The sequence below is a fragment of the Streptomyces sp. BL1 genome (assembly GCF_057628045.1).
Window position 1 is genome coordinate 707,428 of sequence record NZ_JBXYWZ010000002.1, and the last position, 22,961, is coordinate 730,388.

The window sequence follows — 22,961 nt, forward strand, 5'->3', positions numbered from 1 at the left end:
CCCGTTTCCAATGATCGCGTGACCGACAGCACAGCAGGTAACTCAGGCAGCGGCGCCGGGACTTCGAAGAGGGCCAAGCCCACGATGAAGGATGTCGCCGAACGAGCCGGGGTCAGTCCGAAGACGGTCTCCCGGGTGTACAACGACGATCCGCAGGTAACCGACGAGACCAAGCGTGCGGTCCTGGAGGCCTGCACCGCTCTCGGCTACCGGCTCAACCGCGCGGCGCGTTCCCTGCGTGCCGGGGACGAGCACGTGATCGCCATGGCGGTGGAGAGCGTCGCCGACCCCTTCTTCGCCGCGATGACCGAGGCCGTGGAGCGCGTGGCGCTGCAGCGCGGACTCGCCGTACTGGTCTCCAGTATCGGCCGGGGCGGGCAGCGCGAACGCCAAGTGATCGACGGGCTGGCCCGTCGGCAGATCTCCGGTCTGCTGGCTGTCGCGGTGGGGCCCGATCAGTCGTATCTCGCCCCGCATCTGGTGGACATGCCCACGGTCTTCGTGGACCGGGGGCCCACGGGCGTGGACGCCGACACGGTGGTGACCGACAACTTCGAGGCCGCCGCGGCCGGTACGCGGCATCTGATCGCCCGGGGCCACCGGCGGATCGGGTTCCTCGGGGACGCGCCCGACGTGTCGACGACCCGCGAGCGGCTCGCCGGGTACCGCCGGGCGATGGAGGAAGCCGGTCTGGACGTGCTGCCCGATCTGGTGGCGGTCGACTGCCCGACCGAGCACGAGGCCGCGGGGATGACGGCCCGGCTGCTGGCGTCCGGAGAGCCGCCGACCGCGGTGTTCTCCTCCAACGCCCGCTGCTCGATCGGCCTGGTGCCGGCACTGCACGCGCGGCGCCGTACCGACGTGGCCGTGGTCAGCTTCGGCGACTTCCCCATGGCGGACACTCTGGTGCCCGGCATCACCGTGCTCGAGCAGAGCCCCGAGCGGATCGGGGAAGTCGCCGCGCGACGGCTGTTGGAGCGCATGGACGACCTGGACCTGCCGGTGCGCCGGACAGTCGTACCCGCCGAGTTGATCGTCCGCAGCTCCGGCGAACTGCCCCCGGCCGCCCCGGGACGCGGCGTCGTCGGCGCGGAGCGCGCGGCCCGGATTCCCGGCGCGGGTGACCGGCCCGCCGGCCGAGAGGAGCGCAGCGCATGAGCACGTCCGTGGCGCTGGGAGTGGACGTCGGCAGCACCGAGACGAAGGCTCTGGTTCTGGACCGGAGCGGACGCCGCCTGGCGATCGACCGGCGCCGCACGCCGTGGCGCCGGGATCGCGACGGCGGCGCCGAGGTGGCGGCCGAGGCACTCGCCGAGGCGGTGCTGGACGCCATCGCGAGGGCGCTGCGGCAGGCGGAAGAGACCGTCGGCGCCGTGACGGCCCGAGCGGTCGCCTTCACGGGCATGGCCGAGTCCGGTGTGCTGCTCGGCCCGGATGGCCGCCCTGCGGCTCCGGTGATCGCCTGGTTCGACCGGCGCGGTGGCCCTGTGCTCGACGCCCTGCCGGCCGCGTTGGCGGGCGAGTTCAGCGGGCGTACCGGCCTGCCCCTCAGCCCGCTGTGCTCGGCCGCCAAGATCGGCTGGCTCGTCGGCCGCGGGTACGACGTGTCCGCCGGGTCGTGCTGGCTGAGCGTCCCGGAGTATCTCGCGTACGTCCTCGGCGCGCCGCCTGCGGGAGAACCGTCGCTGCTCTCGCGTACCGGACTTCTCGACCAGGCCTCCGGAAAGCCGTGGACTTCCCTGCTGGAGGCACTGGGCGCGCCGGCCGGTCTGCTGCCCGAAGTGGCCGAGGCGGGAACGCCGTTGGGCACCGTACGTTCCTCCGGGGCCCCGGAGGCCCTGCGCGGTGCGGTGATCACGGTCGCCGGTCATGACCATCCGGTCGCGTCCGTCGGCGCACAGGCCTCCGCGGACGGTCATCTCTTCGACTCCTGCGGGACGTCCGAGGCGCTGCTGCGGGTGATCTCCGAACCGCTCGCCGGCCACCAGCGCCGGCGTCTGACGGAAGCGGGTCTCGCCCAGGGCATGCACGTGCTGCCCGGGCGGTGGATCCTCATCGGCGGGACTCGCGGCGGCCTTCTGCTTGGCAGGGTCATGCAAATTCTGGGGCTGAGCGGCGACGAGGGCCGCCGGCAGCTGGACGCGCTCTGCCGCCGAACCGCCCCGCAGTCCCCGCCACTTCGGGTACGGGGCGCGCATGCCACCGCCGGCGACGTCGTGCTCGAGGTCACCGGCGACGAGGTCGGCCCGGCGGAGGTGTGGGCCACCGCGCTGCGTCACGCCATGACCGAATCCGAGGCGGTGATCGCCGCGATGGAGCAGGAGGTCCCCGCGGCGCGGCACGTCACCGCCGCCGGCGGCTGGACCAGGATGTCCAGCTTCCGCGCCGCGAAGTCCGCCTCCTTGCCCGCGGTTCAGTTCGCCGACGTCGACCAGCCCAGTGCGCTGGGCGCCGCGGTGCTCGCCGAATGGGCCGCCCGCGACCGAACGGGCCGATTCGAGGAGCTGGTAGCCGAGTTCACCTCTCCACCGGGTCCGCCACGGACCTCTCACCCGACACCGGAACAAGAAGAGGAGCTTCCCGTATGAGTACACAGACCCCGCCCGTCACCCGCTCCCAGGACCTGGACGTCCTGTCCGGCCCCGAGGGCACCTTCGCGATCGTCGCTCTGGACCAACGCAACACGCTGCGCCGGATGTTCACCGCCGTGGGCGAGGACGGCGCGGCCGCCGATCTGCGCGCCTTCAAGCACGACGTGGTCGCCGCACTCTCCCCTTCGGCCAGCGGCTTCCTGCTGGATCCCGACTACGGCGTGCCTGCCGCCGTCGCGGACGGCGCGGCCGCACAGAGCTGCGGCATTCTCGTCGCCGGCGAGCCCGCCGAACGACAGAAGTGGAACGGCGAACCGCGGCCGGGCCGCGACCCCCAACTCGACGCCGTATGGGCGACGGGCATGGGCGGCCATGCCGTGAAGTTCTTCGTCCAGATGCGCCCGGACCGCCCCCGTGCCGACGGCGAACCGGACCTGATCGCCGAGGCTCTCGATGTCGTCCGCGAGGTCATCGCCGACTGCCGTGCCACCGGAATCCCCTCGGTGATCGAGAACCTCGTCTACCCGATTCCGGACGAGGAGGAGCTCTCCGCGCGGGCCAAGGCCGACGCCGTCGTGGAGTCCGCCCGACTCCTCAACGAACTCCGGCCCGACCTGCTGAAGTTGGAGTACCCGGGCAGCCCCCGGGACGCCCGCCGTATCGCCGAAGCCGTCGACGTCCCGTGGGCCGTGCTCTCCGCGGGCGTGCCGTTCGACCGCTTCCAGGAAGTGCTGAAGGTCGCCTGTGACGAGGGCGGGGCGAGCGGATTCATCGGCGGCCGCGCCATCTGGCGGGAAGCCGTCGGCATGGCTCCCGAGGAGCGCCGGACGTTCCTGGCCGAGACCGGTCGCCGGCGGCTGGACCAGTGCGTCGCCGCCATCGACGGCCGTGCCGTGCCGTGGCGTTCGGCCGTACGCGGGTGAGCTCGCCCGCATGACCACAGGGCGGTAGGAACCGCCGGGCGTCGGAGTCGGGCCGCACACGGGCCGTCGTCCGACGAAGGGTCTTCCGGTCGCCGCTCTTGCCGGAGCGGAACCGGAAGACCCACAACCCGATCGACTCGGGGGCAAGGCTCCATGGGGATGGCCGGCTTGCCCCCGAGTCCCTGTTCATCGGGGAACCAGGTGCCGACTTCATCAGCGGCACACCAGTAGATCCATCACAGCGCACGCCCACTGCCAACGTCAAGTATGCCCCTTTTAAAGGGATATGACGGCGTGCCGGATCGGAGACTCCCATGTCAAGCTCGACTCACTCGCCGGCCCGCCCCGGCAACGGCGCGCGGGGGACGGCAGGCACCGGCCCCACTCTCATCGCCGCCGTCGGAGGCCTGCTCTTCGGATACGACACCGGCATCATCTCTGCCGCCCTCCTCTACATCGGGCCCCAGTTCCAGCTCGGCGACCTGGCCCAGCAGACCGTCGTCGCCTCGCTGCTCGTCGGTGCGATCGTCGGCGTCGCCACCGGCGGCAGCCTCATGGACGGCATCGGGCGCAAACGCACACTCGCCGCCACCGCAACCGTCTTCGTCCTCGGGGCCGTTGGCTCGGCGGTGTCCACCTCCCTCGCCGAACTGCTCGTCGCACGCATCGCGCTGGGCGTGGCCATCGGCTGCTCCTCGATCGCCGTGCCCGCCTACATCGCCGAGATCGCCCCGGCTCATCTGCGCGGCCGCCTGGTCTCCGTGAACCAGTTGATGATCAGCTCCGGAATCCTCGGCTCGTACCTCGTCGGCTATCTCCTCTCCGACACCGGCGCGTGGCGCGTGATGCTCGCGATCGCCGCCGTACCCGCCATCGGCATGCTGATCGGCCTGGTCCGCCTCGAGGAGAGCCCGCGCTGGCTGCTCACCCGGGGCCGGGAGGAGGAGGCCCGCCGGATTCTGACCAGGAGTCACGGCGCGGCGGGCGCCGACAGGGAGATCGCGGACATCGTCGAATCCATGGCCGCGGAGCGGCAGTTCACCTACCGGGACCTCCTCGGCAAACGGTTCCGCCCCGGCATCGTCCTCGGCGTCGTCGTCGCGGCGACCAATCAGCTCGTGGGCGTCAACGCCGTCACGTACTACACGCCGACGCTGCTCACCCGTGCCGGTTTCGGTGATTCGGCGGCCATCCTCTCCTCCGTCGGCATCGGCGTCGCCAACGTCACCTTCACCTTCCTCGGCTATCTGCTGGTCGACCGTGTCGGACGGCGCCCTCTGCTGCTGACCGGCACGGGCGTCACCGTCGCCGCCCTCGTCGCCATCGGCGCCCTGTACGCGGCGACCGACCTCACCGGCGTCAGCCGGATCCTCCTGGTGGCGTCCCTGATGGCCTACGAGGCCGCGTTCTCGGCCAGCCTGGGAATCGCCATGTGGCTGGTCAACAGCGAACTGTTCCCCACCGCGGTACGCGGCAAGGCCGGATCGTTCGGACTGGCGACCCACTGGATACTCAACCTGCTGATCTCGGTCACCGTGCTGACGACGATCAACGCCATCACCCCGAGCGGCCTGTTCTTCACCTACGCCGTACTCGGCACCCTCGGCTTCGCCTTCCTCGCCCGCCGCATGCCCGAAACCCGCGGCAGGCGCCTCGAAGAGATCGAAGCCGTACTCCAGGGCGCCGCGGCGCCGGAACGCTCCGCCCGGCCGGCACCGGAAATGCCCACCGCGGCGAAGACCGCGCCCACCGCCACCGGCCCCGACTCCTGAGTCCGACGGGGGACGCGTCGAGAGGCCGGCCGGTGGTCACCGTGGGGCTTGTTTACGGTGTACGTTTACGGCATCATTCAAGTAGGGGAGAAAACGGACACGCGGCCCGCGATCTCCAGCCACAACCCCACAGGAACGCAGCAGCTCGATCATTCACCGCCTCGGGGCTCTCCCGTAAGAAGCAAGAGTCATGAGCACACCGCAGCCAGACCTCACCTGGCCCGCCGACCTGTACGCAGCGCACGCCGAGCCGCACCACACAGCGGGCACCGGACGCCCCTCCGAGTCCGGCACCTACACCCTCGAGGAGATCCGCGAGCAGGCCGCGCTGCTGCAACCCCGTTATGCGGGCGGCTACCTCCAGTGAATCCGGCCGGGCAGCATGCGCGCCGCATGCTGCCCGGCCGCTGATTCACCGCACGCGCCCCTCCCCCGCCTCGTGCTGCGCGTCCGGGCGTTCGTGCCGGTGCTGCCGGTGGCTCCACACCAGGATCGCCCAGAGGATCAGTCCGGCGAGGATCAGGCTGGAGCCCGAACTCCAGCCGCTGAAGGGGAGTTGAGGCACCAGCGCCCACACCACCCCGGCCGCCATCAGCAGCAGTCCTGCCAGCGCGGTACCGGCGATGCGCAGCGGGGACGCCACGCTCTCCCGCGACGCCTGCAGGGCACGGGCTCGTACGGGGGCCACGAACCGTTCGAAGGCGGGCACCGCGCGGGCCAGCAGCACCATGCCGGCGAAGACCAGCAACAGGCCCGGCCCCGGCAGTACCAGCAGGGCGATGCCGACCAGCACCAGCAGGCCGCCCAGCACCGCGAAGGTGACCCGGGTGATGGGGCCGTGATCTGCCATCCGCTCCTCCAGTGCGAGTGCGGGCGCCGATGACCGCCCGCGTACGTCCCCACCCTGCCGGTGCGCGGCCCGCAGCACTACCGCTCGCCGCCGTCCACAGGTGCTCCTTCGGGACGGGCAGCGCGTCTTTGGTCACTCGTTCGGTCCCGGTCGGTGTCCGGGGCGCGCCCGGTCAACAACCATGGCTCGGGGTGCCGAGGAAAGGACGTGCCATGGTCCAGGGCTTTTCCAGGGAACCCGGGACTCACGGGCCGCTGACCGAGGTCCCTCCCGAGGGCATCAGGAAGATCAAGCTCTGGGCGGCCGCGATCGCGCTGGGCGGTTTCCTGTTCGGCTTCGACACCGGCGTCGTCTCGGGGGCCCTGCTCTACGTCAAGGAGGACTTCGGTCTCAACTCCTTCGAGCAGGGCAGCGTGGTCAGCGTCCTGCTGGTCGGCGCGGTGATCGGGGCGATGAGCTCCGGCGGGCTGGCGGAGCGCCTGGGCCGGCGAAAGTGCCTGGGCCTGGTCGGGGTGGTGTTCCTCCTCGGTACGGCGGTCGTCTCGGCCGCGAACGGTTACGTCACACTGCTCGCCGGCCGGGTGGTGCTGGGCCTGGCCGTCGGCGCCGCCTCGGCCCTGGTGCCGGTGTACCTGTCGGAGATCTCCCCGACCTCGGTCCGCGGGCAGCTGCTGACCCTGAACCAGCTGATGATCACGGTGGGCATTCTGATCGCCTACGTCGTCAACCTCGCCTTCTCCGGCGGCGGCATGTGGCGGGCGATGTTCGGGGTCGGCGCGGTACCGGCGCTGCTGATGGTGGCTGCCGCGCTCTGGATGCTGCCCGAGTCGCCGCAGTGGCTGATCGCCCACGGGCGCAAGGACCGGGCACGGGAGGCGATCGCGTCCGTGACCGACCGGGCCACCGCCGACGAACTGGTCCGGCGTGCCGAGCAGCGGATCGCGGACGAGCGTACGAAGCAGCAGCAGCGGGCGGCGTCGGCGGGTCAGGGGGCCAGACGGCTGCTGGTTCCCGACGTGCGGCCGGCCCTGGTCGTCGGGCTCACGCTGGCCGCGGTGCAGCAGTTCGGCGGCATCAACACGATCATCTACTACGCGCCCACCATCATTCAGCAGACCGGGCTGAACGCGTCGAACTCCATCTTCTATTCGGTCTTCATCGGCGTCATCAACCTGATCATGACGCTGGTGGCGATCAAGCTGGTCGACCGCGTGGGCCGCCGGCCCATGGTCCTCGTCTCGCTGGCCTTCATGGCGGTCTCGGTCTTCATGCTGGGGCTGGCCTTCGTGGTGGGCATGAACTCGGTGCTGACGCTGCTGTTCATGGTGGTGTACATCGCGGCGTTCGCAGGCGGACTGGGCCCCGTGTTCTGGACGCTGATCGGTGAGATCTTCCCGCCGTCCGTCCGGGCGGAGGGATCGAGCGCCTCCACAGCCGTCAACTGGGTGTCCAACTTCCTTGTCAGCCTCGCGTTCCTGCCGGTTGCCAGCGCCCTCGGCCAGGGCGAAACCTTCTGGATCTTCGCGGTGATCTGTGTGCTCGCGTTCTTCTTCGTCAGCCGCTACGTTCCCGAGACCCGCGGCCGTGGTCCCGAGCAGATCGAAGAGGCCCTGCTGTCCCGGTTCGGGCACGAGTCCAAGTCCGGGTCCACCACGGCCGGTTGACCGGCCCCTCGGTTCCGTCAGAGAGGACATCCGCCGTGCTGGAGACCGACCTCACGCCTCCCGAAGCCGAACGCGCCGACGCCCTCGTACTGTTCGGCATCTCCGGCGACCTGGCCAAGAAGATGCTCCTGCCCGCGCTCTACCGCCTCGCCGAGGCCGGCAAGCTCACCGTGCCCGTCATCGGCGTCGCCGCGACCGACTGGGACGACGAAGCGCTGCGCCGGCACACGCGGGAGGCGGTGGCCGCCACCGGAACGGACATCGACGAGACGGTCTTCGCGCGCCTGGCCGCGCGGCTGAGCATCGTCACGGGTGACTTCTCCGACGACGAGCTGTTCGCCCGACTCCGCGACGCAGTCGGAGAGTTCGGGTTCGTCGCGCACTACCTGGCCATCCCGCCGGCCCTGTTCACCACCGTGGCCGCCGCACTGGCCAAGGCGGGCCTCAACCGCAACTCCCGTCTGGTGGTGGAGAAACCCTTCGGCCACGACCTCGACTCGGCGCGCAAGCTGCAGGACGAGCTGAACGCATACTTCGACGCGGACCATCTTCTGCGGGTCGACCACTTCCTGGGCAACGAGGCGGTGGCGAGCCTGATGGTCTCCCGGTTCGCCAACACCCTCCTGGCGCCGCTGTGGCACCGCTCCTACGTGGACAACGTGCAGATCACCCTCGCCGAGGACTTCGACGTCGCCGACCGGGGGTCCTTCTACGACTCGGTGGGCTGCCTGCGCGACGTGGTCCAGAACCACATGCTGCAGGTCCTCGCCTTCCTGGCCATGGACCCGCCGAGCTCGACCAGTCCGCTGGCACAGGGGCTGGAGAAGTGGCGGGTGCTGCACGCCGTCCGCGCCATGAACCCCGCCGACACCGTACGCGGCCAGTACGAGGGCTACTTGGACGTCGAAGGTGTCGCGCCGGACTCCATCACCGAGACCTACTTCGCCACCCGCCTCTTCATCGACAACTGGCGCTGGTCGGACGTCCCCTTCTACCTCCGCAGCGGCAAGTCCCTCGCCGTGTCGGCCACGGAGGTCGTGGTCGAACTGCGCAAGCCGCCACTCGAACTGTTCCGGGACGACGGCGGGAGGAGCGCGGAACGCCAGGAGCCGAAGGCGCCGCCCAACATCGTCCGCTTCCGCATCGACGGGGACACGGGCATCAGGGCCGACCTGCTCGTACGCAAGGGAGAGCGCGGCGACCCGCCGGTCGCCGTACCCATCGGCGTCGACTACGCACAGGTGCTGGGGCGGCAGGACCTGCCCTACGAGAACATCCTCCACGGAGCCGTCGAGGGCGACCCGGAGTGCTTTGCCTTCTACCCCACCGTTCTGGAGTGCTGGCGCATCGTGGAGCCCGTCCTCGCCCCGGCCGACCGGCCCCTTCCCTACGCGCAGGGAAGCTGGGGGCCGGCGCCGGGCGACCAACTGCCGGGCCCCCAGGGCTGGCACCAGCCCGGCCGCCGCCTGTTCGGAACCGACTAGGACAGTACCGGGGGCACTTGGGCGGTGCCGGGCCCCGAGGGCCGCGTCAGGCCAGTTCGCCGTCGCGGGCGACCACGCGGCCGCCGTGCACCACCATGTCGCGGGCGGGACGGTCGACGACGACCTGCGGTACACACTCGCCGCGTACGAGAACGAAGTCGGCCGGGGAACCGGGAGTCAGGTCGGCGCGGGGCAGCCGCATGACGTCGGAGCCGCCGTACGCACCGGCCTCGTAGCAGGCGTTCAGCTCCCGGTCGAGGCGGACGTCGGTGACCCAGCCGAGCAGATGGGCGCGGTGCAGCATGTCCGCGTCGCCGAAGGGGCTCCAGGCGTCGCGGACCCCGTCGGAGCCCAGGCCGACACGTACGCCGTGCTTCTTCAGCTCGGCGATGGGAAGCACAAGGGACTCGTTCGGCGCGACGGTCGTCAGCGCGATGTCCAGCTCACCCAAGTCGCCCGCCATGTCGGCCAGTTCACGTTCCGAGAGGAACGGCAGGCAGAAGACGTGGCTGACGGTGACCTTGCCGCGCAGGTCGAGCGCCTTGGTGCGCTCGATGATGCCGCGCAGCACCTCGACGCCCTTCTCGTCCCGGTCGTGCAGATGGATGTCCACGCCGACGCCGTACCGGTCGGCGAGGTCGAAGACCAGGTCGAGCTGTTCGTCGGCGGCCTGGTCGAAGCTGATCGGGTCGATGCCGCCGACGAGGTCCACGGCGCCGGTCCGGCACGCCTCCTTGAGCAGTGCGGCCGTTCCGGGCGCGCGGACGACGCCGTGCTGCGGGAACGCGACGATCTGCACGTCCAGCGCGTGCCGCAGCCGTTCCCTGGCCTGCGCGACGCCTTCGACGCAGGCCAGGCCGTACGCGGGGGCGACGTCGGCGTGCGCACGCATGGCCCGGGTGCCGCGGGTGACGGCGTGCGACATGAGCGCGTGCGCGCGCTCGCCGACGGACCGGTCCTGGCCGCGGAAGAGCTCCACGTCCTGGGCCGCGTAGTCGGCGATGCCGTCGGCCGGCTTGCGGGTGACCCAACTGCCGCCCCACGTCGTCTTGTCGGGGTGGATGTGCGCGTCGACGAGGGCCGGCAGCGCGAGGCGCCCGCCGCCGTCGACCACCCGGGCGCCGGCCGGCGCGTCCCCGGGGCGCGCTATGCGCCCGTCGACGACGGCCAGATCGACCGGCTTGCCGCTGCCGAGCGGACGTACGTCGCGGAAGACGACGGCACCGGACGGCTTCGCCTTCGTACGGGAGTCGGCCCGTGCCGTCGTCGGCGCCGCCGCGGACAGTACGGCGCCGGTCCCCGCCAGGGAGGCGGCGGCGAGGACACCACGGCGGGAGTGCTCGGCAGGAGGGGTCATACGGGCTCCTTCGGTTCTGCTGGGCAGAGGTCTGCGAAGCGGTCCACGAACGAGCCATTTTGTATACCAAACAACGAGCGGGCGACAAGACACCGCACTCAACTCCGCACCTATGCCGACCGGATCGCGTCAGGTTCCCACGCCGCGATGGACGTTGGTATACGAAGCGTGGGTATACGAAGCCCGCGGCGCATGCCGGCTCGCATGACACGTCAGGTGCCGGACTCCCCTCGGAGTCCGGCACCTGCCCCGGCCCGGCGGGGTGTTACGTGAGGAGCGCGTCCGCCGGGGACGGCGAGGAGCGGCTGACGACGACTCCGTCGTCCTGCGCGCGGAAGTCGAACTGAGCCAGTTCCGTGGCGTGCATGTCGGCTCCGAGCGTGTCGGCTTCGGCGGGCGCGACGCTCAGCGTGGCGCACCCCGCGGCGCGCGCCGATTCGATGCCGGTGGCGGAGTCCTCGACCGCCAGGCACCGGGCGGGCTCCAGGCCCAGTCGTTCCGCGGCCAGCAGATAGGGCTCGGGGGCCGGCTTCCCGTGCACGATGTCCTCCGCGGTGATCATCAGGCCGGGCTCGTCGAGACCGGCCGCGTTCAGCCGCGCCGCCGCCACGGAGCGGGTGGAGGAGGTGACGATGGCCGTACGGGTACGCGAGCCGGACAGCGCCTCGGGGGCTCCGGGCAGGACCACCACTCCCTCGACCTCCTCGGTGGCGATACGCAGGTACAGCGCCAGCGACTCCGCGACCCGCTCGGACGGCACCAGTCCCGCGATCACCTCGCGCGCCGGCCGGCCGGTGGAGCTGCTGACCAGTTCGGGAGGTACGCCCTCCTCCTGGGCCCAGCGCCGCCAGGCCCTGACGACCGCGTCGCCGGAGTCGAGCAGTGTGCCGTCCATGTCGAAGAGCACGGCGTCGAAGTGCCGTTCCCGGACGCCGGGTTCCCGCGTGTCCCGCCCGTCGGTCTCCCCCGTGCCGTCCTCGGCGCTCCGGCGGCGGTGGCTGTTCACCAGGAGGGTGACGAACACCAGCGCCAGGACGGCCAGTCCGGCGCCGAACAGGACGACGGCGTTCAGTCCGCCGGCGTCGAGGGCGACCCCGCCGAGGCCGGCGCCCGCGACGATGCCGACGTTGAACCCGGAGATGGCGAACGAGACGGCCAAGTCACCGCCGGGGCCCGCCGCCTGATAGAGCGTGGCCTGGACCGCGGGGACGAACGACCACGCCGCGAGCTGCCACACGGCGACCAGCAGAACGGCACCGACCGGTGTCGTGGTGGCGGGCAGTGCCACCAGCAGCGCCACGGCGGTGACGCCGACAGTGATCAGCAGGGTCGCGCGGGGACGGGCGTCGGCGCCGCGTCCGCCGAGGATGTTGCCGCCGACCGCGCCCAGGCCGGCCAGGAACAGCACCGCGGTCACCGGTGCCCCCTGGATGCCCGCGCGGGATTCCAGCAGCGGCACCACGTACGTGTAGACGGCGAAGGACGCGGCCCAGAAGACCATGATCGCGGCGAGTCCTGTGAGGACCAGCCGGTTGCGCAGCGCGGCCAGCCGGACCTTCAGCGGCGGCCCGTCGTCCGTGCCGGAGGGGGCCACGGTGGCGGCGACGAACGCCAGGGCGAGGACGGCCAGCGCGCTGATGCCGAGCATCGGCACGCGCCATCCGGTGCCCTGCCCGAGCAGGGTGCTGACCGGGACGCCGAGCGCGGTCGCGGTGCTGACGCCGGCGACGATCGTGGCCATCGAGCGGGCCCGGTGGTCGGAGGCCGCCAGGCGGGCCGCGACGGCGATCGCGGTGGCGAGGTAGAGGCCCATGGTGGCGCCGGAGAGGATCCGGGAGGCCAGCAGGACGGGGTAGTTGGGGGCCGTGGCGGCCAGGACGTGCCCGGCCGCGTACACCGCGAGGGTGCCCAGCAGCAGCCGGCGGCGGTCCACCCGTGCGAAGGCGGCGGCCAGCACCGGGGCGCCCACGGCGAAGGCGAGGGCGTTCGCGGTCACGAGCTGCCCCGCGGCGGAGGCGGAGACGGAGAGGTCGGCCGCGATCTGCGGCAGCAGGCCGACCGGGACGAACTCGGTGCACGAGACCGCGAACGCGCCGACGAAGAGCGCGACGAGCCACCACCGGGTGCGGGAGGCCCCGGCCGGTTTCTCCTCCGGACGCGCACGGGATCCGCCGGTGGCCCCGGACGGACCGGCGTGCGCCGTTTCGTGCGTGGTCATGGGGAGTCCTTTCGCTTGTCGCCGGTGCGGGCGGGGCGCCCCGCCGTGTGCGGTGCGGGCGCGGGCCCGGAATTCGCGATGTAACCGGCGTACCCTCGAAACTAGTTACCTAACCAGCTATCGTCAATGGATGGTTATACTGGGGGGAGAAAGAGAGGTGAGGGCGCAGTGGTCCATCACGACGCGCACGGCCCCTCGGCCGCCGAGGAGGAGGGCACCGCGCCCCTCCCCCTGCGCCACGTCGAGGAACTGATCAACACACGCAGCCTTGTCTTCGGCACCGACCGGCTCAACTCCCCCGCCGACCTGGTGCGTTGGCTGCGGGCACGGGACCTCGTCCCGGCCGGTACGCGCGGCAGCCGGCAGGCGCTCGCCAGTGCGGTGCGGCTGCGCGAAGGGCTGCGCGCCCTGCTGGTCGGCAACAACACGGCCGCGGCCCCCGAAGCGCCCGCCGACACCTCGCCGGACGCCCTCGCGGACCTGGCCGCGCTCGCCCGGGACCTCCCGCTCGTGCTGGATCCGGCCGCCCGGCCGCCCCGCCTCACCGCCCGCGACGGCGCCACCCCGGAAGGAGCGCTCGCCTCCCTCCTCGCCGCCGTCGCCCACGCCTCGGCCACCGGCGAGTGGAACCGGCTCAAGGTCTGCCGCAAGCCCGGCTGCCGGTGGGCCTACTACGACCACTCCCGCAACCGGGCCCGCGCCTGGTGCTCCATGGAGACCTGCGGCAACCAGGCCAAGGTGCACGCCTTCCGCACCCGCCAGTCCACCCGCTGACCGGACCCGCCGAACAGCACCCAGGCCCGCGGACCGGGCGCAGGCGCTGGCGCTGGCACACAACACCGTGGCACCGGCGGCCGGTCAGCGGCGTACGCCGGTCACGCCACCCGGTCCGCCGGCATGCCGAGGGTGGCCGGCAACGGCTCGCCGAGCAGACCCGCCCCGACGGTGTTGCCGTCGCCGGGGGTGATCAGGATGAAAGCGCCCGTCGCGCGGCAGTCGGCATAGTCGTCGACCGGCAGCGCCTCGGCGAGCCGCAGCCGTACGCGGCCGGTGTCGTTCAGCCGCAGCGATTCGGGCTCCTCCCGCACGGTCAGCTCCTGTTCGTCGAACCGCGACAGCAGCGTCTCCGCGCGGGCGGCCGTCGTCCGCGTGCCGTGTTTGACCAGCAGCCGCGCGCCTGCCGTCAGGGGCGTGTCGCCCAGCCAGCACACCGTGGCCTCGAACTCGTCGACCGCGCTGGGCGGTTGTTCCGCGGCCGCGATGAAGTCCCCGCGCCCGATGTCCACATGGTCGCGCAGCACCAGGCTGACGGGGCTGCCTGCGGAGGCGGCGGGAACGCTGCCGTCCGGGGTGTCGACCCGCTCGACGGCGGTGTGCACACCGTTCGGCAGGACGACCACCTCGTCGCCGGCCCGGACCGCTCCGGCGGCGACCTGTCCCGCGTATCCCCGGTACCCGTCGCGCTGTTCGCGCAGTACGTACTGCACCGGCATGCGGAACGGGGCGTGCAGCTCCCGCTCACCGTTCTCGACCGTCTCCAGGCGCTCCAGCAGCGTGGGGCCGTCGTACCAGGGTGTCCGCTGCGACGCGGTCACGACGTTGTCCCCGGTCAGCGCGGACAGCGGTACGGCCATGAGCTGGTCGGCCCGGTAGCCGAGGGCGAGGGCCTGGCGGACGAAGTCCTCACAGATGCCGCGGTGCACCTCCTCGGCGAAGCCGACCAGATCCAGCTTGTTGACCGCCAGGGTGACGCTCGGTACGCCCAGCATCGCCATCACCGCGAGGTGCCTTCTCGTCTGCGGCAGCACGCCCTTGCTCGCGTCGCAGAGCAGTACGGCGTGGTCGGCGGAGGAGGCGCCGGTCACGGTGTTCCGCGTGTACTGCACATGTCCCGGGGTGTCGGCCAGGACGAACGTACGGCGGGGGGTGGTGAAGTAGCGGTACGCGACGTCGATGGTGATTCCCTGCTCGCGCTCGGCCCGCAGGCCGTCCACGAGCAGCGCCAGGTCCGGGGTGTCCAGGCCGCGCGCGAGGCTGGCCTGCCGTACCGCCTCCACCTGATCGCTGAGCACCGACTTGGTGTCGTGCAGCAGGCGTCCCACGACGGTCGACTTCCCGTCGTCGACGCTGCCCGCCGTCACCAGCCGCAGCAGACCCGATGCCATCAGAAGTACCCCTCCCGCTTGCGGTCCTCCATCGCGGCCTCCGAGACCCGGTCGTCCGCGCGGCTCGCGCCCCGTTCGCTGAGCCGGGACGCCTCGATCTCCTCGATGATCTCCGCGACCGTACGTGCCCCGGACTCGACCGCGCCGGTGCACGAACCGTCGCCCACGGTGCGGTACCGCACCGTGCGTTCGGTGAGGTGCTCTCCTGGCCCGGCGGTGCCCCACGGGCCGGGGGTCAGCAGCATTCCGTCACGTTCGTAGACCTCGCGCCGGTGGGCGAAGTACAGGGAGGGGAGCTCGACTTCGTGCCGCTCGATGTACCGCCACACGTCCAGCTCAGTCCAGTTCGACATCGGGAAGACCCGGACGTGCTCTCCCGGGCGGTGCCGTCCGTTGTAGACGTTCCACAGCTCGACGCGCTGACGGCGGGGATCCCAGCGGCCGAAGTCGTCCCGGATGCTGAACACCCGTTCCTTGGCCCGGGAACGCTCCTCGTCCCGGCGCCCGCCCCCGATGGCCGCGTCGTACTGGCGGGCCTCGATCGTGCTCAGCAACGGGACGGTCTGCAGGGAGTTCCGGAGCCCGTCGGGCCGCTCGGCGAGCTCACCGCTGTCGATCCACTCCTGTACGGACGCCACCACCAGCCGCAGCCCGTACCGGTCGGCCAACTCGTCGCGGAACGCGATCACTTCCCCGAAATTGTGCCCCGTGTCCACGTGCAGCACGTCGAAGGGCACCCCCGCGGGCGCGAAGGCGCGGCGGGCGAGATGGATCAGCACGGTGGAGTCCTTGCCACCGGAGAACAGCACGGCCGGCCGCTCGAACTCGCCGGCGGCCTCGCGCAGAATGTGGATGGCCTCGGCCTCAAGTGCGTCCACACTCGTGGCAGTTGCCGCCAGAGTGCTCACGCTCATGTCATCGCCTCCTCGCCGTGTCGCTCGTGGCTCATGAATGTCCGCTCGATGGACAGCACGCACTCGTGGACGCCGTTCCGCGAGGTGTCCACGCGTACGTCGGGGGCTACGGGCGGCTCGTAGGGGTCTCCGGCCCCGGTCAGTCCCGTCACGCGGCCCTGCCGGGCCCCGGCGTACAGCCCCTTGACGTCCCGGGCGGCGCAGACCTCGGCCGGGGCGTCCACATGCACCTCGATGAACGTCAGTCCGCGCGCTTCGTGCGCCGCGCGGACGTTGTCGCGCGCCCTGCCGTACGGCGCGATCACCGAGACCACCGCCAGCACGTGATGGCGTGCCAGCATGGCGGCGATCTCTCCGGTCCTCCGGATGTTCTCCATCCGGTCCGCCCGGTCGAATCCGAGTTCCGGGAACATCTCCCGGCGCAGCACGTCACCGTCCAGATGCTCGACGTCCTGGAACGTGCCGCGCCGCTCCACGATCGCCCGTGCCAGTGTGGTCTTTCCCGAACTCGGCAGCCCTGTCAGCCATATGGTCGTTGTCACGTCCTCGCTCCTCACCAGGGGTGGGTCACCGCCTGTCGCGGCTGTGTCCGTTGAGGGTCCGTGCGGGGGAAGCGTTCAGGGCGCGTACGCGCGGCCGAGCACGTCGCGTGCGACCGCCAGTTTCGTGGCGTTCGCCGTGCCGTCCGCGAGCTGCAGCCCTATGGAGTCGCGGAGCCGCCGCTCCATGGGGTTGTCCGTGCTCCAGCCGAAGTGCCCCAGGGTGAGCAGGGCCTGGTGCGTCGCGTCCACGGCCGCCTTCGGCGCCCAGGACTTGACCATGTTGGCCTCGGTGCGGTGCTCCAGCCCGCGGTCCTTGCGCCACAGCGCCTCGAAGGCGAGCAGCCGGGCGGCCGTGAGGTAGGTGAGGTGCTCGACGAGCGGGAAGGCGACGCCCTGGAATCCGCCCAACGCGCTGCCGAACGCGGTGCGTTCGCGGGCGTGGTCGAGCGCCTCGTCCAGGGCCACGCGCGCCGCGGCGAGCGAGGTGAGCGCGATCAGCGCACGTGAGTAGCTGAATCCCGCGAGCACTCCGGTCAGTCCGGAGCCGACCTCGCCCACCACGTGCTCGGGGCCCACGGGCACCGCGTCGAACTCCAGCGTGGCCCGCCCGCCTGCCCGGTGCCCGAGGTCCTGGAGCGGCGTCCGGACGATGCCGCCCTGTTCCAGGGGGATGAAGAACGCGGTGACGCCCCGGGATCCGGGCTGCCCGGTCCTGGCGAAGACCAGGCCGTGTGTGGCGTACGCACCGGCCATGATGGATGTTTTGGTCCCGGTGAGCCGCCAGCCTCCGCCGTCGGGCCGGGCCTCCAGTTCGATCGCTCCGGCGTCCGTGCCGTGACCGGGCTCGGTCAGGCACAGCGCCACGATGGTCTCGCCGGCGGCGATGCCGGGAAGGAACAGGGCCTGCTGTTCGGCGCCGCAGTTGCGGCCGATGATGGTGCCGATGAGCGCCGCGTTGAGCACCGGGTGGCATGCCGCCGGCTCTCCGCGGGCGAGCTCTTCCAGCGCCACCCCCACACTCACCGCGTCGCGCCCCTGCCCGCCGTGCTCGACGGGGATGCTCAGGGCGAAGAGCCCGGCCTCCGCCAGCCGGGAGAGATGACCGGGCGTGAACTGGCAGTCGCAGTCGTGCTGTTGGGCGTACGGGGTGACGTGTTCGGCGACGAAGGCGCGGGTCTTCTCCGCCAGCGCGTGCTGCTCGTCGGTGAACTGGAAATCCATTCCTGCTCCTCACACGCCGTTGAGCTGTTCCCGGATGCGGAACTTCTGCACCTTTCCGCTGGGGGTCTTGGGCAGGACGTCCGCGGCCTCGACGCGCTCCGGCCAGTACTGCTTGGCCATTCCCAGGGAGTCGAGATGGCGCTGCAGAGCGCTCAGTTCCGGCAGGTCCTCTCCTTCGGGGACGATGACCGCGCAGGCGCGCTCACCGAGGCGCGGGTCGGGGTATCCGACGACGGCGACGTCCTGGATGGACGGATGCCGCAGCAGGGCCCCTTCGACCTCGGCCACCGGGATCTTCTCCCCGCCGCGGGAGATGAGGTCCTTCTCGCGGCCGACGATCCTGATGCCGCCGTACCCGTCGTCCCGGGCGAGGTCGCCGGTGTCGAACCAGCCGTCCGCGCTGAGGGACGCCTCGTACGTCTCCGGGCGCCGGAAGTAGCCGAGGCACTGGTGGGCGCCCCGCACCTGGAGCCGGCCGGTCTCCCCCGGCCGTACCGGCGCGCCGTTCATGGAGTCGAGAATCCGGACTTCCATACCGGGGAGGGTCGTTCCGTCGCTCTCCGCCGCCCGCATGGGCGGGTCCTCGGGACGCGTGATGGTGACGCAGCCGTTCTCCGTCATGCCCCACAGCGCGTAGAGCCGGCACCCGAGGACGCTGTGCGCCTGGTCCACCAGGACCGGCGGGATCGGCGCGCTTCCCGTGGCGAACGTCTTGAGATGCGACAAGTCCCGCTGTTTCTCCCGCTGTTCGGCGATGAGGTCGACGAGGAACGGCGGGGCGCCCATGAAGAACGTCACCCGTTCCTCCTCCAGGACCCCAATCATCGTCGCGGCGTCCCACTGGTCGATGTGCACGCAGGTGGCGCCCAGCGTGATCGGCATGGCGAAGTTCCAGGTGAATCCCGCGTTGTGGGTGGTCGGCGAGCCCATCGCGGTCACGTCCTCACCGGTCAGGCCCAGCGCGTCCGCCTGCACCCGGCTCGTCGCGTAGAGCGTGTTGTACGTGTGCACGACGCCCTTGGGCTCGCCGGTGGTGCCGGAGGTGAACATGATGTACGCGGCGTCGTCCGGGCCTGCCTCGCGTCCCCCGGTCCCGGCGGAGAGCGCGTCGGGGGACGTCGCGGGGTCGCCGAGCAGCGCCGTGTCGAAGTCGAACGCGCCCTCGGCGCCTGGGGTGTCGCCGCCGGCCTCAGCGGCGCCGAGCAGGACCCGGTGCCGCAGGCTCGGGATGTCGCCCTGGAGGTCGGCGCTCATCTCCGCGAAGGAGAAGTTCCGGTGCCGCACCGGGGCGATGTAGACGGGGCTCTCCGTCAGTTCGAGCAGGAAGCGCACTTCGCGGCTGCGCATGATGGGGAGTACGGGCCCGGCGACCGCGCCGATGCGCGTGCAGGCCAGGCAGAGGGCGATCAGCTGCCACGAGTTCGGCAGCTGCAGGGTGACCACGTCGCCCTTGCGCACTCCGAGGGCCGCCAGCCCGGACGCCAACCGCTCGACGGTGGCGGCCAGTTCGGCGTACGTGAGTGCTTCCGGGGTGCTTCCGTCGACGTGCCGGCAGACCACCGCCCTCCGGTCCGGGTGGGTACGGGCGTGCTTCCGGAGGTCGTCGAGAATCGTGGCGTCCGTACGCCACCGTCCCTCGGCCCGGTACCTGTCCGCGATTTCGTCGCTCGACTGCGTGCGCAGTTCCTCGGTCTGGAGCATCGCTGTTTCTCTTCCGTAGGTGTCGCTTTCCGCGTGTCGGCTTTCGGGGGACGGTGCGCTCACACCGCGGCGCGGGTGTTTCCGCCGTCCACCAGCACGGAGGCCCCGGTGACGAAGGACGCCTGGGAACCGGCGAGGAACGCGGCGATCCCGCCGAAGTCGTCGGGGTCGCCCACGACGCCCAACGGCACTTCGCGCGCCGCCATTTCGGGATCCGTGCCGGAGGGTCCGCGCAGCGCCGGCGTCCGGTGATATCCGGGGACGAGGACGTTCACGGTGACGCCGCTGTCCGCGAAGTCGTGCACGAGGTTCCTGGCGAATCCGTGCACGCCGAGCCGCGCGACGCCGGACAGCACGTTGTGCGGCATGGGCTGGCGCACCGACTCGGAGGTGATCATCACGACCCTGCCCCACCCGTTCTCGCGCAGATGGGGAGCACAGGCGAGGACCAGGGTCACGTGCGCCAGCATCGTGTTCTCGACAGCCGTCCGGTAGTCGCCGACGCCGAAGTCGCCCACGGCGCCCTGCTGGACGCCGCCCGTGTGGCTGATCACGATGTCGATCGCGCCGAACTCGGCCCTGGTGTTCTCCACCCACCGTTCGACCGTTTCCGGGTCGCCCATGTCGACGGTCTCGCTCCGTACCTTGCCCCCGCCGGCGGCGTCGACGGCGCTGTGCGCACGGGCCAGCCGCTCGGCGCCACGGGCGCAGATCGACACGTGGGCCCCTTCCGCCGCCAGCGCGCGGGCCGTTCCCAGTCCCAGGCCGCTGCTGGCGGCCGATACGAGGGCGACCTTCCCCTGGAGTCCGAGATCCACTGGTGTTACCTCCCCTTTCCCGCGGCGGCCGGGGTGCGCGGCGACGGCATCCCGGCATAGCCGTAGTGGTACATCTGCAGTCCGGCGCCGGCCGTGGTGACCGCCCGCGGGGGCCAGGCCAGTTCGGTCCGCCACCGGTCGCCGGCACGGATCGTGACGAGGCCGCGGTTCAGCCTGTCCGGGTTGCCGGTGACGGTGTGGTTGTCGCCGAGGCGGACCCGGCCCTCGTCGTCCACCGGATTCACCTCCGGGGCCCCCGCGAAGCGGATGACCTCGTCCAGCACCCTCCGCGGTTCCCGCGCGAAGTCCTCGTGCCGGATGCGCTTGTAGCGGTCCTTCGCACCGACGCCGACGAGGTCGGAGGCGGCGTTGATGCCCGACCAGTACGCCGTACTCCTGAGCGGCGTCATGCGGGCGACGTAACTCTTGCCGCTCTGGTACGAGAAGGCCGTCGCCCGCGGGTCCCGCACCATGTGCAGCACCCGGACGTCGAGGTCGTCGCGTCCCAGCAGGGCCGCGGCCTCGGCGGGGTACTTGGAGCTGTCCACGATCAGCCGCACGTCGAGCCGCGCGGTGAGTTCCCGGTACAACGCCGCAACCGCTTCGGTGAGTTCGACGACCGCGGGCGGGGCGGCGCGGGACCCCCGCGCTTCGGCGAGCCGCGCGGGCGTGTGCCGGATGCGCAGATGGCGGTCCTGGACGGCGAGCATCCTGCGGGCGTCACCGTGCGACGACGGGACGGTGGGCGAGGCGAGCACCGAGGACCACAGCGGGCAGTCGGTGAGGCCGGCCCCGCAGCCGCAGCTCGAATTCGTGCCGGCCCCGAGGATGCCGTTGCGCCACATGTAGTGCAGTTCACCGACGTGCACGACACCGGGGATCTCGTTCAGCGTGTTGCCGAGCATGGTGCTGCCGCACCGCGTCATCCCGGTGATGTAGAGCACCCTGGGCTTCCCGCCGCTCATGCCGCCGCCTCCGTACCGACCAGGACGAAGTGCTGCGGGAGATGCACAGCCAGGGCGATCCGGCAGCGTGCCTCGATGAGGTCGCCGCCGTCGGGCGCCGCACCGCGGTGCAGGGACAGCGAGGAGTCCGCCGGATCGAGCAGTGTGGCGGCGGCGCGGAAGTCGCCCAGCAGCAGCTGGTGCGGGGGCATCATCCGGGTGCGGGCGACCCGTATGCCGGCCTCGCCCAGACTGTCGAGCAGCCCGGAATCGACCATCTGCCAGTACAGCGAGGGGTGTGCGACCACGCCGTCGCAGGAGCCGCCGGTCTCCTCCACGTGCGCCGCGGCGGCGGTCACCGAGGAGACGAGCTCCCCGCCTCCGACGTCGAGCCGGCGCAGCTCCGGGAGGCGGAGCAGACCCGCGATCACGCCGTCCGCGCTGCCGTGCAGCAGCGTGTGGTTCTCCCGGACCCCGACCCGTACCAGCAGCCGCCGGTCGATGAACGAGCTCAGCAGCCGGGGATGGGCGAGCAGTCCGGTGGGAACCCGCAGGGAGACGCTGAGTTCGGTGTGGTCGGCGGAGAGCAGGGCCGGGTCGAAGCCGGCTTCCAGGGTGGACTCGTAGCTCGTGCCGGAGGCCGTGCCGCACTCCCCGGCTGCCTCTCCGACGAACGGCGTGGCCTTTTCGTCGTCGCGGACCGTGGCCATGTTGAGCAGCTGCCGCACCGTGTAGCGGGGCCGTTCGGCGAACAGCGGGAAGGCGGTGGGCAGATACCCGCGGAAACGTACCGAGAAATTCTCGCCGCCGCCGTCGAGCGAGGCCGCCTGGGCGAATTCCTCACCGGGTGAGTGCGCGGTCATTGCCGGGTCGGCCAGCAGCTGACGGCTGTCGCGGGCCGAGGGGGGACGCTGGGTGACAGTCATGGGACGCCTTTCTCGTGTGGGGCGTTCATGGGACGAATGTGCGGGCGGTTATCCGGCGGAGAGCGCCATGTTGGGTACGGGAGTGACCGCCGGCTGTTCGTGCACCCGCGACACGATCTGCCGGGCGAGAACGCCCGGACGCGGTGCCTGGAACACATTGCGGCCGATCGCCACTCCGGCCGCTCCCGAACTCACCGTCGACGAAACGTGGTCGAGGAGTTCGTCGGGGTTCTCCAGCGGCGTGCCGCCGGCCACGATGACGGGAATGGGGCAGTTGCGTACGAGGGTGGCCATGTCCTCCTCGGTGCCCGGGTGGGACACCTTCACGATGTCCGCTCCCAAGTCGGCCGCGAGACCGGCCACATGGTTGATGAGCACGGGGTCGCGGGGGTTCTCCACGTGCGGTCCGCGGGCGTACATCATGGCGAGCAGCGGGACGTTCCACCGGTCGCAGGTGTCCGCCACGCAGGCCAGGTCGGCGATCTGCCGCCGCTCCGTGCGGGAGCCGACGTTGACGTGCATGCTCACGGCGTCGGCGCCCAGGCACAGTGCGGACTCGACGCCGGAGACGAGGTACTTCGCGTCCGGGTCGGGCGCGTGTGCGGTGCTCGCGCTGAGGTGGACGATGAGGGAGGTCTTCGCGAACCATTTCGGCCGCAACTGGCGGGCTGTTCCCTTGTGCAGGACTATTCCGTCGACTCCGTTGGCCGAGAGTTCACCGACGAGGGCGTCGAGAGAATGGTCGACGGCTATCGGGCCGTTCGTCACGGAATGGTCGAGCGGCACAATCATGAACCGGCCGTCTCCGCCCTGGTTCAGCCGTTCCAGACGCAGCCCTTCCCCGAACGCGTACTGTTTCGACATCCGCTTC

Annotated in this window: 20 protein-coding genes; 8 read left to right on the top strand and 12 right to left on the bottom strand. The window is 71.4% G+C overall.

What is annotated here, in order from left to right:
* The first annotated feature begins 18 nt into the window (after positions 1-18).
* From AC3AGO_RS03310 to AC3AGO_RS03330, 5 genes are all read left to right on the top strand, one after another.
* Positions 19-1,158 (top strand): LacI family DNA-binding transcriptional regulator, encoded by a 1,140-nt coding sequence (locus AC3AGO_RS03310; RefSeq protein WP_487818573.1) that lies wholly within the window; start codon positions 19-21, stop codon positions 1,156-1,158.
* Entirely contained in the window at positions 1,155-2,588 is a 1,434-nt protein-coding gene (locus AC3AGO_RS03315; RefSeq protein ID WP_487818574.1) for an FGGY family carbohydrate kinase, read from the top strand. The genes AC3AGO_RS03310 and AC3AGO_RS03315 overlap by 4 nt, the downstream gene beginning before the upstream one ends.
* Positions 2,585-3,514: a hypothetical protein gene (locus AC3AGO_RS03320; RefSeq protein ID WP_487818575.1), complete on the top strand. Its 930-nt coding sequence runs from the start codon at positions 2,585-2,587 to the stop codon at positions 3,512-3,514. The genes AC3AGO_RS03315 and AC3AGO_RS03320 overlap by 4 nt, the downstream gene beginning before the upstream one ends.
* A 314-nt stretch (positions 3,515-3,828) precedes the next feature.
* The gene (locus AC3AGO_RS03325; protein WP_487818576.1) at positions 3,829-5,286 is read left to right on the top strand and encodes a sugar porter family MFS transporter; all 1,458 of its coding nucleotides are present in this window, start codon (positions 3,829-3,831) and stop codon (positions 5,284-5,286) included.
* A gap of 190 nt (positions 5,287-5,476) precedes the next feature.
* Complete coding sequence (locus AC3AGO_RS03330; RefSeq protein ID WP_487818577.1) at positions 5,477-5,653, top strand: hypothetical protein; 177 nt, start codon at positions 5,477-5,479, stop codon at positions 5,651-5,653.
* 45 nt (positions 5,654-5,698) lie between these two features.
* On the opposite strand, the gene AC3AGO_RS03335 is transcribed toward AC3AGO_RS03330, so the two are convergent.
* Positions 5,699-6,136: a PGPGW domain-containing protein gene (locus AC3AGO_RS03335; RefSeq protein ID WP_487818578.1), complete on the bottom strand. Its 438-nt coding sequence runs from the start codon at positions 6,134-6,136 to the stop codon at positions 5,699-5,701.
* A gap of 212 nt (positions 6,137-6,348) precedes the next feature.
* Here AC3AGO_RS03335 and AC3AGO_RS03340 point away from each other — a divergent pair, with 212 nt between their 5' ends.
* Positions 6,349-7,800, top strand: coding sequence for a sugar porter family MFS transporter (locus AC3AGO_RS03340; RefSeq protein ID WP_487818579.1), 1,452 nt, complete (start codon positions 6,349-6,351; stop codon positions 7,798-7,800).
* 35 nt (positions 7,801-7,835) lie between these two features.
* Positions 7,836-9,284: a glucose-6-phosphate dehydrogenase gene (gene zwf, locus AC3AGO_RS03345; protein ID WP_487818580.1), complete on the top strand. Its 1,449-nt coding sequence runs from the start codon at positions 7,836-7,838 to the stop codon at positions 9,282-9,284.
* Positions 9,285-9,330: 46 nt separating this feature from the next.
* On the opposite strand, the gene AC3AGO_RS03350 is transcribed toward zwf, so the two are convergent.
* Both AC3AGO_RS03350 and AC3AGO_RS03355 read right to left on the bottom strand, forming a co-directional pair.
* Positions 9,331-10,641 carry an amidohydrolase gene (locus AC3AGO_RS03350; protein ID WP_487818581.1) on the bottom strand — a complete coding sequence of 437 codons (1,311 nt, stop codon included), beginning with the start codon at positions 10,639-10,641 and terminating at the stop codon, positions 9,331-9,333.
* A gap of 265 nt (positions 10,642-10,906) precedes the next feature.
* The gene (locus AC3AGO_RS03355) at positions 10,907-12,859 is read right to left on the bottom strand and encodes an MFS transporter (RefSeq protein WP_487818582.1); all 1,953 of its coding nucleotides are present in this window, start codon (positions 12,857-12,859) and stop codon (positions 10,907-10,909) included.
* A 168-nt stretch (positions 12,860-13,027) separates the two neighbouring features.
* On the opposite strand from AC3AGO_RS03355, the gene AC3AGO_RS03360 reads away from it, so the two are divergent.
* Positions 13,028-13,633 carry a CGNR zinc finger domain-containing protein gene (locus tag AC3AGO_RS03360; RefSeq protein WP_487818583.1) on the top strand — a complete coding sequence of 202 codons (606 nt, stop codon included), beginning with the start codon at positions 13,028-13,030 and terminating at the stop codon, positions 13,631-13,633.
* 101 nt (positions 13,634-13,734) lie between these two features.
* On the opposite strand, the gene AC3AGO_RS03365 is transcribed toward AC3AGO_RS03360, so the two are convergent.
* The 9 genes from AC3AGO_RS03365 to AC3AGO_RS03405 form a co-directional block, all read right to left on the bottom strand.
* On the bottom strand, positions 13,735-15,024 hold the full coding sequence (locus tag AC3AGO_RS03365) for a sulfate adenylyltransferase subunit 1 (protein ID WP_487818584.1): 1,290 nt from the start codon (positions 15,022-15,024) through the stop codon (positions 13,735-13,737).
* Positions 15,024-15,938, bottom strand: coding sequence for a sulfate adenylyltransferase subunit CysD (cysD, locus tag AC3AGO_RS03370; RefSeq protein ID WP_487818585.1), 915 nt, complete (start codon positions 15,936-15,938; stop codon positions 15,024-15,026). Before cysD ends, AC3AGO_RS03365 begins: the two co-directional genes overlap by 1 nt.
* Positions 15,935-16,480: an adenylyl-sulfate kinase gene (gene cysC / locus AC3AGO_RS03375; RefSeq protein WP_487818586.1), complete on the bottom strand. Its 546-nt coding sequence runs from the start codon at positions 16,478-16,480 to the stop codon at positions 15,935-15,937. Before cysC ends, cysD begins: the two co-directional genes overlap by 4 nt.
* Before the next feature lie 75 nt (positions 16,481-16,555).
* Positions 16,556-17,701, bottom strand: a complete 1,146-nt coding sequence (locus AC3AGO_RS03380) for an acyl-CoA dehydrogenase family protein (RefSeq protein ID WP_487818587.1) — start codon at positions 17,699-17,701, stop codon at positions 16,556-16,558.
* Positions 17,702-17,710: 9 nt separating this feature from the next.
* Positions 17,711-19,402, bottom strand: a complete 1,692-nt coding sequence (locus AC3AGO_RS03385; RefSeq protein ID WP_487818588.1) for an AMP-binding protein — start codon at positions 19,400-19,402, stop codon at positions 17,711-17,713.
* Between the two features lie 59 nt (positions 19,403-19,461).
* Complete coding sequence (locus AC3AGO_RS03390) at positions 19,462-20,220, bottom strand: SDR family oxidoreductase (RefSeq protein WP_487818589.1); 759 nt, start codon at positions 20,218-20,220, stop codon at positions 19,462-19,464.
* A gap of 5 nt (positions 20,221-20,225) precedes the next feature.
* Entirely contained in the window at positions 20,226-21,185 is a 960-nt protein-coding gene (locus tag AC3AGO_RS03395; RefSeq protein WP_487818590.1) for a sulfotransferase, read from the bottom strand.
* Positions 21,182-22,090, bottom strand: coding sequence for a family 3 encapsulin nanocompartment shell protein (locus tag AC3AGO_RS03400; protein WP_487818591.1), 909 nt, complete (start codon positions 22,088-22,090; stop codon positions 21,182-21,184). The genes AC3AGO_RS03395 and AC3AGO_RS03400 overlap by 4 nt, the downstream gene beginning before the upstream one ends.
* 48 nt (positions 22,091-22,138) lie before the next feature.
* On the bottom strand, positions 22,139-22,954 hold the full coding sequence (locus tag AC3AGO_RS03405) for a 2-amino-3,7-dideoxy-D-threo-hept-6-ulosonate synthase (protein ID WP_487818592.1): 816 nt from the start codon (positions 22,952-22,954) through the stop codon (positions 22,139-22,141).
* Positions 22,955-22,961 lie beyond the last annotated feature (7 nt).

Coding starts and splice junctions, on each gene's coding strand:
- AC3AGO_RS03340 (WP_487818579.1), top strand. CDS start 6,349: ATGGTCCAGGGCTTTTCCAGGGAACCCGGGACTCACGGGCCGCTGACC.
- AC3AGO_RS03385 (WP_487818588.1), bottom strand. CDS start 19,402: ATGCTCCAGACCGAGGAACTGCGCACGCAGTCGAGCGACGAAATCGCG.
- AC3AGO_RS03330 (WP_487818577.1), top strand. CDS start 5,477: ATGAGCACACCGCAGCCAGACCTCACCTGGCCCGCCGACCTGTACGCA.
- cysD (WP_487818585.1), bottom strand. CDS start 15,938: ATGAGCGTGAGCACTCTGGCGGCAACTGCCACGAGTGTGGACGCACTT.
- AC3AGO_RS03355 (WP_487818582.1), bottom strand. CDS start 12,859: ATGACCACGCACGAAACGGCGCACGCCGGTCCGTCCGGGGCCACCGGC.
- AC3AGO_RS03320 (WP_487818575.1), top strand. CDS start 2,585: ATGAGTACACAGACCCCGCCCGTCACCCGCTCCCAGGACCTGGACGTC.
- AC3AGO_RS03400 (WP_487818591.1), bottom strand. CDS start 22,090: ATGACTGTCACCCAGCGTCCCCCCTCGGCCCGCGACAGCCGTCAGCTG.
- AC3AGO_RS03350 (WP_487818581.1), bottom strand. CDS start 10,641: ATGACCCCTCCTGCCGAGCACTCCCGCCGTGGTGTCCTCGCCGCCGCC.
- AC3AGO_RS03395 (WP_487818590.1), bottom strand. CDS start 21,185: ATGAGCGGCGGGAAGCCCAGGGTGCTCTACATCACCGGGATGACGCGG.
- AC3AGO_RS03335 (WP_487818578.1), bottom strand. CDS start 6,136: ATGGCAGATCACGGCCCCATCACCCGGGTCACCTTCGCGGTGCTGGGC.
- AC3AGO_RS03315 (WP_487818574.1), top strand. CDS start 1,155: ATGAGCACGTCCGTGGCGCTGGGAGTGGACGTCGGCAGCACCGAGACG.
- AC3AGO_RS03365 (WP_487818584.1), bottom strand. CDS start 15,024: ATGGCATCGGGTCTGCTGCGGCTGGTGACGGCGGGCAGCGTCGACGAC.
- AC3AGO_RS03380 (WP_487818587.1), bottom strand. CDS start 17,701: ATGGATTTCCAGTTCACCGACGAGCAGCACGCGCTGGCGGAGAAGACC.
- AC3AGO_RS03405 (WP_487818592.1), bottom strand. CDS start 22,954: ATGTCGAAACAGTACGCGTTCGGGGAAGGGCTGCGTCTGGAACGGCTG.
- AC3AGO_RS03325 (WP_487818576.1), top strand. CDS start 3,829: ATGTCAAGCTCGACTCACTCGCCGGCCCGCCCCGGCAACGGCGCGCGG.